Source organism: Streptomyces sp. ERV7, assembly GCF_001653515.1.
Lineage (GTDB): Bacteria > Actinomycetota > Actinomycetes > Streptomycetales > Streptomycetaceae > Streptomyces.
In genome coordinates, this window is the sequence record NZ_LYOY01000051.1 from 1113975 (window position 1) to 1126798 (window position 12824).

General features: G+C 71.5%; 13 protein-coding genes. 11 read left to right on the plus strand and 2 right to left on the minus strand.

Going from position 1 to position 12824, the window contains the following annotated elements; all coding sequences use genetic code 11:
- Both A8W25_RS27860 and A8W25_RS27865 read right to left on the minus strand, forming a co-directional pair.
- Positions 1-828, minus strand: coding sequence for an NAD(P)H-binding protein (locus tag A8W25_RS27860; protein WP_067166406.1), 828 nt, complete (start codon positions 826-828; stop codon positions 1-3).
- 251 nt (positions 829-1079) lie between these two features.
- Complete coding sequence (locus A8W25_RS27865) at positions 1080-1535, minus strand: VOC family protein (RefSeq protein WP_067166409.1); 456 nt, start codon at positions 1533-1535, stop codon at positions 1080-1082.
- 155 nt (positions 1536-1690) lie between these two features.
- Here A8W25_RS27865 and A8W25_RS34170 point away from each other — a divergent pair, with 155 nt between their 5' ends.
- From A8W25_RS34170 to A8W25_RS27915, 11 genes are all read left to right on the plus strand, one after another.
- The gene (locus A8W25_RS34170; RefSeq protein ID WP_158942752.1) at positions 1691-1909 is read left to right on the plus strand and encodes a hypothetical protein; all 219 of its coding nucleotides are present in this window, start codon (positions 1691-1693) and stop codon (positions 1907-1909) included.
- A gap of 124 nt (positions 1910-2033) precedes the next feature.
- Positions 2034-3539: an FAD-dependent monooxygenase gene (locus A8W25_RS27870; RefSeq protein ID WP_067166412.1), complete on the plus strand. Its 1506-nt coding sequence runs from the start codon at positions 2034-2036 to the stop codon at positions 3537-3539.
- 38 nt (positions 3540-3577) lie between these two features.
- On the plus strand, positions 3578-3946 hold the full coding sequence (locus A8W25_RS27875) for an antibiotic biosynthesis monooxygenase family protein (protein ID WP_067166415.1): 369 nt from the start codon (positions 3578-3580) through the stop codon (positions 3944-3946).
- A 552-nt stretch (positions 3947-4498) separates the two neighbouring features.
- A complete protein-coding gene (locus tag A8W25_RS27880; RefSeq protein WP_079126439.1) occupies positions 4499-5554 on the plus strand; it encodes a ParB/RepB/Spo0J family partition protein in 1056 nt (351 codons plus the stop codon).
- 251 nt (positions 5555-5805) lie between these two features.
- Positions 5806-6948 carry an inositol-3-phosphate synthase gene (locus tag A8W25_RS27885; protein WP_067167331.1) on the plus strand — a complete coding sequence of 381 codons (1143 nt, stop codon included), beginning with the start codon at positions 5806-5808 and terminating at the stop codon, positions 6946-6948.
- Positions 6945-7901 (plus strand): SCO3242 family prenyltransferase, encoded by a 957-nt coding sequence (locus A8W25_RS27890; RefSeq protein WP_199831843.1) that lies wholly within the window; start codon positions 6945-6947, stop codon positions 7899-7901. The genes A8W25_RS27885 and A8W25_RS27890 overlap by 4 nt, the downstream gene beginning before the upstream one ends.
- Positions 7898-8764, plus strand: a complete 867-nt coding sequence (locus A8W25_RS27895) for a sugar phosphate isomerase/epimerase family protein (RefSeq protein ID WP_067166418.1) — start codon at positions 7898-7900, stop codon at positions 8762-8764. The genes A8W25_RS27890 and A8W25_RS27895 overlap by 4 nt, the downstream gene beginning before the upstream one ends.
- Before the next feature lie 2 nt (positions 8765-8766).
- Positions 8767-9375: an EboA domain-containing protein gene (locus tag A8W25_RS27900; RefSeq protein ID WP_067166421.1), complete on the plus strand. Its 609-nt coding sequence runs from the start codon at positions 8767-8769 to the stop codon at positions 9373-9375.
- A gap of 2 nt (positions 9376-9377) precedes the next feature.
- Positions 9378-10226: a TatD family hydrolase gene (locus A8W25_RS27905; RefSeq protein WP_067166423.1), complete on the plus strand. Its 849-nt coding sequence runs from the start codon at positions 9378-9380 to the stop codon at positions 10224-10226.
- Positions 10227-10230: 4 nt separating this feature from the next.
- Positions 10231-11400, plus strand: a complete 1170-nt coding sequence (gene eboE, locus A8W25_RS27910; RefSeq protein WP_067166426.1) for a metabolite traffic protein EboE — start codon at positions 10231-10233, stop codon at positions 11398-11400.
- Entirely contained in the window at positions 11397-12785 is a 1389-nt protein-coding gene (locus A8W25_RS27915) for a nucleotide pyrophosphatase/phosphodiesterase family protein (protein WP_067166430.1), read from the plus strand. The genes eboE and A8W25_RS27915 overlap by 4 nt, the downstream gene beginning before the upstream one ends.
- The last annotated feature ends 39 nt before the right edge of the window (positions 12786-12824 follow it).

A 12824-nucleotide genomic window follows, 5' to 3' on the forward strand; every position in this document is an offset into this window, starting at 1 on the left:
TCAGAGCTGGAGTACGGGGCGGAACTCCGCCTCGTGGTGGGTGATCCACTCGGCGTACGTGTAGGACGGCCGGCCGGTGATGACGTCGACGGTGGGCAGCACTTCCGCGTCCTCGCCCTGCTGCGCGCGGCGCCGGTCGAGGATCTGGTCGGCCACGTACCCGGAGAGGTACTTGACCATCTGGGCGCGGACCGCTTCGCGCGGCACTTCCTGGAAGCGGGTGGGGATGCCGAGCGCGGCACCGAGCATGCGCACGCGCTCCTGCGGGCTGAGCGACTGGGGCCCGGTGATCGCATGGATCCTCCCGGACTCCGCCGCGAGCAGGGACTTCACCGCGACCGACGCGATGTCGCGCTCGTGGATCGGCGCCATCGCGGAACTTCCGTACACGCCGTGCACCACTCCGTCTTTGGCGATCTGGGGTATCCAGAGGAGGTCGTTGGACATGAACGCGCTCGGCCGCAGGAACGTCCACGACATTCCCGACTCGACAACTGCCTTCTCGCACGCGATGTGTGGCTCTTCGGCAGCATAGGTGACCGCCTCGGAAGACAGCATGACCACATGTTGCACCCCGGCTTGCGCGATGGCGTCGACCGCTCCCCGGAGTTCGCCGAACACCGGCCAGAGGTAGAGGCGTTCCACCCCCTGAAGCGCCCGGGCCAGGGTCTCGGGCCGGCTCAGGTCGGCGGCCACGACCTCCACCTCGCTCGGCAGGGCGGAGTTGGCGGGGTCGCGTGCGATGGCCCGCACCTGCTCCCCCGATTTGAGCAGCTCGTCGACGATGTTTCTGCCGACGTTCCCGGTCGCGCCGGTTACCAAGATCATGTGTTCTCCCGTGGTCAAGGGGGGACGTCCGACGGATGTCTTGCATTTTGCGAAGGCAATACCAACGGGCGGATAATCCGGGCAGGGGAAAGCGCGCGGTCGACCGACGGACATATGTCGACCGTGTCGTGGATGCCGGGTTCAAGTGACTGACTGGTAAGTAATAGCTATCTGGAAAAACGTTTTCGCAGGGAAGTGTCGGCCATGAGGCAGCAGTGCCTCATGGCCGACGGTGAAGCGGGGGAGTGCGGTTACTTGACCTTGCTCTCGGAGAGGTTGATCCGCCAGGAGACCCCGAAGCGGTCGTTGACCCAGGCGAACTTGGCACTGAACCCGTAGGTGCCGATCGGCATGATCACCTCACCCTTCTCGGAGAGGCCCTCGAAGACCCGGTCGAACTCCTCGTCCGAGTCGCACTGCACATAGACGGCCATCGCGGGAGAGAACGCGTAACTGGCCCAGGGGGCGTGGTCGGAGCCCCGGGCGCCGTCCGGTGGAATGTTGATGCACATGAACTGCTGGCCGGCGAGGGTGAAGATCGCGTGCTGCAGGGTCCCCTCCACCCAGCCGGGCTCGCCGGCCCGGGCGCGAATGGTGTTGATCACCTCGGAGTCGTCGAAGAGGGACGTGTAGAACGTCACCGCCTCCTCGGCATCCTGCGGAAACGCCAGAAAAACCGTGAGCTTCTGGGTGGCTGCGGAGGACATCGCTCTCCTTATTAAGTCTGGTGTTCTGCGTGGATCACCCTTCCAACATCCAATTCTCCGAGTCAAGAGGGCAACCGCGGAAAGTCGATGTCGAGCGGCTCAGTGGATCTTTCTACCTCATGAGCTATCCGGAACAAGGCACTACGGTCTCCTGAATGGCCCATTCCTATTCCGTTTCACCGACATTTTCCGAGGGGCGGAAAATGATCAATGGGCAAGATCTGGTGCGCATTTCAATAAGTCTTGCCCGAGTGGTGGATGGGGATCAAGGAAAAGATCGCGAAAAACAGCAGGACTCATTCCCCTTGACGCCCCTGATCGACGAGTTGCAGACTTCTTCGGCGGCCCGAAAGGTCTTTTCGGTGAGCCACTGAACATGATCGCGTAACGCTCCGTTTTTGATCTCGGTAGGCCGATTGAGCGGCATCGAGAGGCGCTGCGAGTTGATTCCCGAAGTGCTGAATTCGATCTCGCATATCTCATCCAGGAGGGCGAAAAATGGGAACTGGCGTGATCATTGCCGGTGCCGGACCCGTCGGGCTGATGCTGGCCGGCGAACTCCGGCTGAACGGCGTCGACGTCGTTGTCTACGAGCAGAGAGCCACCCCGAGCGGTGAGTCGCGCGGAGTCGGCTTCACCCGGCGTGCCGCCGAGGTCTTCCACCAGCGCGGACTGCTGGCCCGCTTCGGGAACATCGAGATCGGCAACGAGGGCCACTTCGGTGGTGTGCGTATCGACTTCACCGCCCTGGAGGACAACCACTTCGGCATCCGCGGAGTGGCCCAGTACCGCATCGAGGAGATCCTGGAGGCGTGGGTCCTCGACCTCGGCGTGGACGTGCGCCGCGGCTACGAGGTGGTCGACTTCCGGGAAGGGCCGGACGACATCACGGTGGTGGTCGAAGGGCCGGACGGCCGTGCCGAGCACACCGCCCAGTACCTGGTGGGCTGTGACGGCGGGCGCTCCAGGATCCGCAAGCTGGCCGGCATCGAGTTCCCCGGGCGCGAGGCCACTCGCGGTATGTACGTGGCCGACATCGTGGACCGGCCCGACATCAAGCCCCGGGTGATCGGCGAGCGGGTCGACGGCGGCATGGTGATGGCGATCCGCCTGGAGGAGGGGGTGACCCGGATCATCATCCACCCGGCGAAGCTCACTCCCCGCGACAACAGCAAGCTGACGTTCAAGGAGATCGCGGACTCCTGGCAGGAGCTCACCGGGCAGTCGCTGCACGGCGCCGAGACCAAGTGGGTCAGCGCGTTCACCAACGCCACGCGCCAGGCCGCCGAGTACCGGCGCGGCCGGGTCCTGCTCTCCGGTGACTCCACCCACATCCACATCCCGGCCGGCGCCCAGGGGCTGAGCGTCGGTGTCCAGGACGCGGTGAACCTCGGCTGGAAGCTGGCCGCCACCGTCAATGGCTGGGCTCCCGAGGGCCTGCTCGACTCGTACCAGGCCGAACGGCACCCGGTGGGCGAGAAGTTACTGCGCAACACCCTCGCCCAGGCGTCCCTCTATCTCACCGGCGACGAGATGGAGCCGATGCGCCAGGTGATGCGCGAGCTGGTGCGCTCGCCCGAGGCGGCGCGGCGCCTCGCCGGGCACGTCAGCGGGCTCGGCATCCGGTACGACATGGGCGGCGCCACCGGCCACCCGCTGCTCGGGCTGCGGATGCCCGACCGCGAGGTCAAGCTCGGGGACGGCTCCACCACCCGGGTGTCCGAACTGCTGCACCCGGCGCGCGGTGTGCTCGTGGTCGCGGACGGCAGCACCGGGCCGGCCAAGCTCGCCGCGGGCTGGTCCGACCGGATCGACATCGTCACGGACGCGAGCTGGTCGGACCGGGTGGACATCGTCCCGGACGGCTGGGTTCCGGCGGACACGGCCGAGGGGACGACGCCCGACGCCGTCCTCCTCCGTCCCGACGGACACGTCGCCTGGGTCTCGCCGGACGGCGGCGAGCTGCTCGACGCGCTCGCCCGCTGGTTCGGCTCGCCCCGCTGACCCGGCACCGCACATCCCGCCGGCCCGCAGGAGGTGCCGTGATCGAATTCGTGGAGGCCGACGAGACCACTCCTTATACACAGCAACTCAAGGAGCGGACCGGCCAGGTCGTGCTCGTCAACACGTTCACCGTGCCGCAGGGCCGGGCCGAGGAGTTCCTGGCGCTCTGGCGCCGGGACGCCGCATACTTCACGCGGCAGCCCGGCTTCGTCTCCACGCAGATGCACCGGGGCATCGCCGGCAGCCGGATCCTGGTGAACGTCGCGGTCTGGCAGTCCGCCGCCCATCTGGCGGCGGCGCACAGCAACCCCGAGTTCCGTCCGGGCGGTGAGGGCTACCCGGAGGGGTGCACCGTCTCGCCCCATCTGTACGAGAAGGTCGCGGTCGACGGCATCTGCGCCGACTGACGCTTCGCAGGCCCGGGGCCCGTCACGCCGGTGTGACGGGTTCCGGGTCTGTTCTCGGCCAATAAACCGGCCAACTTCACGCCAGTGGGGTGGAGTTGCCCCGACGCTTCGCGCCGGAAGTGCGACCGGCGGTTACCCCGGGGGTGGGCGACCGCCCCGGGCGCATCACGAGTGCGAAGCCGATCAGCGGGCCGGAATGTGTGATTCCGGCCCCTCTTCTGACGGTCCCTGACGTCCGGCCCCACTCGGTGGGCCGATTCCCCCGCCTGTTCACCTTCGACGGTACAGAAGGTTGTCCGCGCTTGACGGAACCTGAACTTCCGCTCTGGCGGTCCGGCGTTTGCCCTCGTACAGCAGTGCGGTACGCACCGCTCCGGGGGTCCTTGAGGCTGCCCTGCGCGATGCTCGCGCGCGCGTGAACGACCTTGTCCGGTACGGGAATCCGGGCCTCGCGAACCGGCTCCGGAGTGGTTGACAAGGCTTCGCCCGTCGCCTTTCATTTCGCACACCGGAAGTGGATTCCGGTTCCGATTCATTGCGAGGGGGCGCAAAGTGAGTCTGGCCGAGCAATCGATTGACGATCAGTTACTGAAGATCCACGCGGCGGACCTCGACGAGGTCGTGACCTCCATGGTCTGGATCGAGTCGCATCCCGCCGGTGAAGTACGCATCGACTCCCTGGTCTTCGAGGACTCGCCCCGTCTGGGCGGCGCGGACGAGGACCATGTGCGCGTGCTGGCCGAGGCCGGCGACTCGCTGCCGCCGATCACCGTCCACCGTCCGTCGATGCGCGTCATCGACGGTACCCACCGGGTGCGCGCCGCGCTCCTCAACGGCCGTACGAGCATCCAGGCACGGATGGTCGACTGCGACGAGGGCGCCGCATACGTCCTCGCGGTCAAGGCCAACGTCACCCACGGTCTGCCGCTCTCGCGGTCCGACCGCTCGGTGGCCGCCGCGCGCATCATCATGACCCACCCGCAGTGGTCCGACCGCGCCGTCGCCGCGGCCGTCGGCCTCTCCGACAAGACCATTTCCCGGATCCGGTCCCGCTCCTCGGCGGACGCTCCGCAGTCGAACGCGCGCCTCGGCCGCGACGGCCGCCTGCGCCCGCTGGACAGCGGATACCGCCGACAGCAGGCCGCCGCGATGATCCACGAGCGGCCCACCGCGGGACTGCGCGAGGTGGCCCGGGCGACCGGCCTCTCGCCGGCCACCGTGCGGGACGTGCGCCAGCGCATCGACCGGGGCGAGGACCCCGTACCGGGCCGCTACCGCGCGGCCGCGGGTCAGAGCCCGGCGCCGGGCACCCCCGTGGTGCCCCGGCAGACGCAGCGCGCGGTGAGCGCCCGCAGCGAGCGGCGGGAGACCTCCGTCGACCGCCAGAAGCTGCTCGCCAAGCTGAGCGAGGACCCCTCGCTGCGGCTCAACGAGGCGGGCCGGCGCACCCTGCGCTGGCTCCACCACTACACGGTGGACGGCGAGGGCATGGAGAGCCTGGGCCGCGGTCTGCCCGGGCACTGGGCACCCGAGGTCGCCGACCTCGCGCGCAGCTGCGCCGCCGCTTGGCAGACCCTTGCCGAGCAGCTCCAGCAGCGGGCCGAGTGAGCCGGCCGGGCGCCGGCCGTGACAGCGCCGGTGAGCGCTGAACACCGCGCACAGGTGACGAGCGACGAGGGGGGAGTGCTGGTCGTGGGCCCGAAGCCCGCGCCGGCACTCCGCCCGTTCGCCCGTGCAACTGCGGCACACCCGCATCCGTCCGTCGGCGGGCGGATCATCGATACGTTCGAACAGCTGCCCAACCAGCCGCCACTAACGTCAGGTTGGAAAGGCTTCAACGCGCTGACGTAACCAGGAGGCTGTCCGTGTCCCCTTACGCAGATACCCGCGACCAAGGCCCTCGGACGGGGGTCTGGTTCATCGGAGCCCGAGGCTCGGTCGCCACCACGGCGGTCGCCGGATGCGCCGCCGTCGCCGCCGGGCTCCAGCCCGCCACCGGCATGGTCACCGAGACCCCCGACTTCGCGGGCACCGGCCTTCCCGAGCTGTCGTCCTTCGTCTTCGGCGGTCACGACGTGGCCAGCAGCCCGCTGCCCAAGCGGGCCGAGGAGCTGGCCGCCGGGGGAGTGCTCCCGCACGGTCTGCCCGCCGCGGTGCGCGCCGAACTGGCCGCCGCCGACGAGGAGATACGCATGGGCGGCCCGCTGCCCGGCGACACCCGCGACGACGAGGAGCTGATCGCCGCGTTCGCGGCCGACCTCACCGACTTCGCCCGCCGCACGGGCGTGGCCCGCACGGTCGTCGTCAACGTCTCCTCCACCGAGCCCGCGCCCGCCGAGGGCGACACCCGGCTGCCCGCCTCCTCGCTGTACGCGGCGGCCGCGCTGCGCGCCGGGTGCGCGTACGTCAACTTCACTCCGTCGACCGGTCTGCGCCACCCCCGCCTGGAGGCCGCGGCCGACGCGGCCGGCGTCCCGTACGCGGGCCGCGACGGCAAGACCGGCCAGACCCTGCTCCGCGCGGTGCTCGCGCCGATGTTCCGCCAGCGCGCCCTGGCCGTACGGGCCTGGTCCGGCAGCAATCTGCTCGGCGGCGGCGACGGGGCCTCGCTCGCCGACCCGGCGGCCGCGGCGGCCAAGAACGCGGGCAAGAACCGCGTCCTGGAGGACAACCTCGGGACGCTGCCCGAGGGCGAGGTGCACATCGACGACGTCCCGGCGCTCGGCGACTGGAAGACCGCCTGGGACCACATCGTCTTCGAGGGCTTCCTCGGCTCGCGGATGGTGCTCCAGACGATCTGGCAGGGCTGCGACTCGGCGCTCGCCGCGCCGCTCGTCCTGGACCTGGCCCGGCTGACCGCCCGCGCCCACGAGGCCGGACTCGGCGGCCCCCGCCCCGAGCTGGGCTTCTACTTCAAGGACCCGGACGGCGGCTCCTCGGCGCTCGCCGAGCAGTACGCGGCCCTGCTGGCGTTCGCCGAGCGCCTGCGGGAGGCCCGGTGAAGCCGGTGCTGCGCGACTGGGCCGAACTCCTGCGCGTCTCGGCCCTGTTCACCGTGCCCGGCGACGCCCTCGCGGGGGCGGCGTCCGCCGGGCTGCGGCCCAACACGCGCACCGCGCTCGCGGTGGGCTCCTCCCTCTGTCTCTACGAGGCGGGCATGGCCCTCAACGACTGGGCGGACCGCGAGGAGGACGCCGTCGACCGCCCGCACCGCCCGATCCCGTCCGGCCGCGTGAAGCCCGCCGCGGCCCTGGCGGCGGCGGCCGGCCTCACCGGCGCGGGCCTGGCACTCGCCTACCGCGCGGGCCGTCCGGCCGGGCTGGTGGCGACGGCGCTCGCGGGCACGGTGTGGGCGTACGACCTGCGCCTGAAGCACACGGCCGCGGGCCCGGCGGCGATGGCCGCGGCCCGCTCCCTGGACCTCCTCCTGGGCGCGACGGCCACCGGCGGCAAGGTGGCGAAGCCGGCCCTGCTCCCGGCCGCGGCCCTGGGCGCGCACACCTATGCGGTGACGACGGTGTCGCGGAACGAGACGCAGGGGGGTGTGGCGGGGGCACCACTGGCGGCGCTGGGGCTGACCACCGTGCTGGGCGCCCTCGCCAGCCGTCCCCACCACCTGTGGCCGGGCGCTCGGCAGGGAGGAACGGGTGGGCACCACCCACCCGCGGCCCGCAGCCGAAGCCGGGTCCCGGGCGGAGCCCCGGTCGCGCCACGTGACCTGGCCCGAACAGCCCTCGCCGCCGTCTACGTGGGCACCGCCGCCAAGCCCTACTTCCACGCCACCCTCAACCCCTCGCCCCCGCTCACCCAACGCGCGGTCGGCGGCGGCATCAAGGCCATGATCCCGCTCCAGGCGGCGCTCGCGGCGCGGGCCGGATCCCTCCGTACCGCCGCAGCTCTGACCGGTCTGATCCCCGTGGCCCGCAAGCTCGCACGAAAGGTCAGCCCCACATGAGCCTCCGACTCGGCTACGGCACCAACGGCCTCACCGACCTGCGTCTCGACGACGCCCTCGGGCTGCTGGCGGACCTCGGGTACGAGGGCGTCGGACTGACCCTCGACCATATGCACCTCGACCCGCTCGCCCCCGAACTGGCCGCCCGCACCCGCAAGGTGGCCGACCGCCTCGGTGAGCTCGGCCTCGGCGTGACCGTGGAGACGGGCGCCCGGTACGTTCTGGACCCCGGACGCAAGCACGGCCCGTCGCTCCTCGACCCGGACCCGGACGCCCGCACCCGGCGCACCGAGCTGCTCGTCACGGCCGTCCGCGTCGCCGCCGACCTCGGCGCGCACGCCGTGCACTGCTTCAGCGGCATCACCCCCGACGGCACCGACGACGACACCGCCTGGAAGCTCCTCGGGGAGGCCCTCGCGCCGGTCCTCGACGCGGCCGCGGACGCGGGCGTTCCGCTGGCGATCGAGCCCGAGCCCGGCCATCTCCTGGCCACCCTCGCGGACTTCCACCGGCTGCGCGAGCAGCTGGGAGACCCGGAACCGCTGGGGCTCACCCTGGACATCGGGCACTGCCAGTGCCTGGAGCCCCTCTCGCCCGCGGAGTGCGTACGCGCCGCCGCGCCCTGGCTGCGGCACGTCCAGATCGAGGACATGCGGCGCGGGGTGCACGAGCATCTGCCGTTCGGGGACGGCGAGATCGACTTCCCGCCCGTCCTGGAGGCGCTGGCCGCCACCGGATACGGCGGTCTGACCGTCGTCGAGCTGCCCCGCCACTCCCACGCGGGCCCCGAACAGGCCCGTCGTTCCATGGAGTTCCTGCGCCCGCTGATCGCGGGTGCCGCCTCGCCCCCGAAGGGAGCCTAGCCGTGATACCTCGTGCGGAACTCGACGCCCGCTTGGGCGGTGCCGCCCGTGCCTGGCTCGACGAGGCGCTCGCCGAGGCGGCCCACAGCGCCGCCCGCCCGGTGGCCGGGTACGGCGCCGCCCCCTGGGAGCTGCGGTTCGCCTCGGCCGGGCGCCACCTCGGCGCCGACGCCGTGGACGACGCCCGTGTCCTGCTGCTGCACACCGCCCGCGTGGACGCGCCCACCGCGACCCGGATCTACCAGCAGGGCACCGCCGCCGAGCGCCGCGCCGTCCTGCTGGCCCTCGCGGACCTCGGCCTGGACGCGGCGGCCGGGGTGCCGCTCGTCGAGGACGCGCTGCGCGCCAACGACACCCGTCTGGTGGCGGCGGCCGTCGGCCCCTACGCGGCGGCCCACCTGGACCCGCACGCCTGGCGGCACGCCGTATTGAAGTGCCTGTTCACCGGTGTGCCCGTGGACGCCGTCGCCTCCCTGCGGGAGCGCGCCCACGGCGACACCGAACTCGCCCGGATGCTCGGCGACTACGCGAAGGAACGTATCGCCGCAGCCCGCCCCGTCCCCGACGACCTGCACCGCGTACTGGCCCTCACCGGGGCCGAGGAGTCCTGACCATGCGCATCTTCGACCCGCACATCCATATGACGTCCCGCACCACCGACGACTACGAGGCCATGTACGCGGCGGGCGTGCGCGCGGTCGTGGAGCCCGCGTTCTGGCTGGGCCAGCCCCGTACCTCGCCCGCGAGCTTCTTCGACTACTTCGACGCGCTGCTCGGCTGGGAGCCGTTCCGGGCCGCGCAGTACGGCATAGCCCACCACTGCACGATCGCCCTCAACCCCAAGGAGGCGAACGACCCGCGCTGTACGCCCGTCATCGACGAGCTGCCGCGCTATCTGGTCAAGGACGGCGTGGTGGCGGTCGGCGAGATCGGCTACGACTCGATGACGCCCGCCGAGGACCACGCGCTCGCCGCCCAGCTCCAGCTCGCCGCCGAGCACGGGCTGCCCGCCATGGTGCACACCCCGCACCGCGACAAGCTCACCGGTCTGCGCCGCACCATCGACGTCGTACGCGAGTCGGCGCTCGCCACCGACCGGGTGCTGCTCGACCACCTCAACGAGACGACGGTCCGCGAGGCCAAGGACAGCGGCGCCTGGCTCGGCTTCTCCGTCTATCCGGACACCAAGATGGACGAGGACCGGATGGTCGCGATCCTCGACGAGTACGGCCCGGAGAAGGTGCTGGTCAACTCGGCCGCGGACTGGGGAAAGAGCGACCCGCTGAAGACCCGCAAGGTGGCCGACGCCATGCTGAAGGCCGGGTTCGACGAGGACGCGGTGGACCTGGTGCTGTGGCGCAACCCGGTCGCGTTCTACGGGCTGAGCGGACGCCTCGACCTGGACCTCACCGCGCCCGAAGCCCTGCACGAGGGCAACTCCATCCTCCGCGGCGGAGAGTGAGTCCATGCGACTGCGCCACCCCGACGGCTCCACGGTCCACCTCGCGTACTGCACCAACGTCCACCCCGCCGAGACCCTCGACGGCGTCCTCGCCCAGCTGCGCGACCACTGCGAGCCGGTGCGCCGGCGCCTGGGCACCGACCGGCTCGGCATCGGCCTGTGGCTGGCCCGGGGCGCGGCCCAGGAGCTGAGCGCCGACCCGGCCGCGCTGCGCGGCCTGCGCGCCGAACTCGACGGACGCGGCCTTGAGGTCGTCACCCTCAACGGCTTCCCCTACGAGGGATTCGGCGCCGAGGAGGTCAAGTACCGCGTCTACAAGCCGGACTGGACCGATCCGGAACGCCTGGAGCACACGGCCGAGCTCGCCCGGCTGCTCGCCGCGCTGCTCCCCGACGACATCACCGAGGGCACCATCTCCACCCTCCCGCTCGCCTGGCGCACCGGCTACGGCGCTGCCGCGGCCGAGAGGGCGCACACCGCGCTGCGCACGCTGGCCGCGCGCCTGGACGCGCTGGAGGAGGAGACCGGCAAGTCGGTCCGGATCGGCCTGGAGCCGGAGCCCGGCTGCACGGTCGAGACCACCGCCGACGCCATCGCCCCGCTCACCGCGATCGGCTCACCGCGGATCGGCGTCTGCGTCGACACCTGCCATCTCGCCACCTCCTTCGAGGACCCGGCCACGGCGCTGGACGCGCTGGAGGCCGCCGGGATCGCGATCCCCAAGGTCCAGCTGTCGGCCGCGCTGCACGCCGAGGAGCCGGACCGCCCCGAAGTGCGCGCCGCTCTCGCCGAGTTCGCCGAGCCGCGCTTCCTGCACCAGACCCGCACCAGGGACGGCGCCGGGCTCCTCGGCACCGACGACCTCGGCGAGGCCCTGGCCGGGAACGTGCTGCCGGACACCGCGCCCTGGCGCGCGCACTTCCACGTACCGCTGCACGAGCGGCCCGCCGCGCCGCTGACCTCCACCATGCCCGTGCTGCGCGAGGCGCTGGCCACGCTGGTCGGCGGTCCGGTCGCGCGCACCCGGCACCTGGAGGTCGAGACGTACACCTGGCAGGCCCTGCCCGCCGAGCTGCGCCCGCGCGACCGGGACCAGCTCGCCGACGGCATCGCCGGGGAACTCGCCCTCGCCCGGGACCTGTTGACCGACCTCGGCCTCAAGGAACTGCCATGACCGACGCTCCCGCCCCCACTCCGCTCCTCGTCCTGGACGTCGTCGGCCTCACGCCCAAGCTGCTCGACCACATGCCCCGGCTCAAGACGCTCAGCCGCTCCGGCTCCCGGGCCCGGCTCGGCACCGTGCTCCCGGCCGTGACCTGCGCCGCCCAGTCCACGTTCCTGACCGGCACCCTCCCCTCCGAGCACGGCATCGTCGGCAACGGCTGGTACTTCCGCGACCTCGGTGAGGTCCTGCTGTGGCGCCAGCACAACGGCCTGGTCGAGGGCGACAAGCTGTGGGACGCGGCCCGCCGCGCCCACCCCGGCTACACGGTCGCGAACATCTGCTGGTGGTACGCGATGGGCGCGGACACCGACATCACGGTCACCCCGCGCCCCGTCTACTACGCCGACGGCCGCAAGGAGCCCGACTGCTACACCCGGCCCCCGGCGCTCCACGACGAACTCCACGACAAGTTCGGCACGTTCCCCCTGTTCAACTTCTGGGGACCGGGCGCGAACATCGTCTCCTCCCAGTGGATCGTCGACGCCACCCGCCACATCCTGGCGACCCGCAACCCGGACCTGGCGCTCTGCTATCTGCCGCACCTCGACTACGACCTCCAGCGGTACGGCCCCGACGACCCGCGCTCCTACCGCGCGGCCGCCGACCTCGACGCGGCCATGGCGCCGCTGCTCGACGACGCCGAGGCGGCCGGACGCACGGTGGTCGTCCTGTCGGAGTACGGCATCACCCGGGTCAGCCGGCCCGTGGACATCAACCGCGCGCTGCGCCGCGCCGGGCTCCTGGAGGTCCACACCCAGGACGGCATGGAGTACCTGGACCCGATGGCCTCCCGCGCCTTCGCGGTCGCCGACCACCAGCTGGCGCACATCTACGTCCGCAGGCCCGAGGACATGGACGCCACCCGCGAGGCCCTCGCGGACGTGGCCGGGATCGACCAGCTCCTGGACGACGAGGGCAAGAAGAGCTTCGGTCTCGACCACCCGCGCTCGGGCGAGCTGGTCGCGGTCGCCGAGCCGGACGCCTGGTTCACGTACTACTACTGGCTCGACGACGACCGCGCCCCGGACTTCGCCCAGCTCGTCGAGATCCACCGCAAGCCCGGGTACGACCCGGTCGAGCTGTTCATGGACCCGCTCGACCCGTATGTGAAGGTCAAGGCCGCGAAGGCGCTGGCCCGCAAGAAGCTGGGGATGCGCTACCGGATGGCGGTCGTGCCGCTGGATCCGTCGCCGGTGCGGGGCAGCCACGGGCGGCTGCCCGACGACCCGCGGGACGGGCCGCTGCTGCTGTGCTCGGCTCCGGACGCGGTGGGCGACGAGGTGGAGGCCACCGAGGTGAAGGGGCTGCTGCTGAGGCTGGCGGGCCTGGCCTGACGCCCTGTGCGGACCACGGAGAAAGCTCCTGGCGGAAAC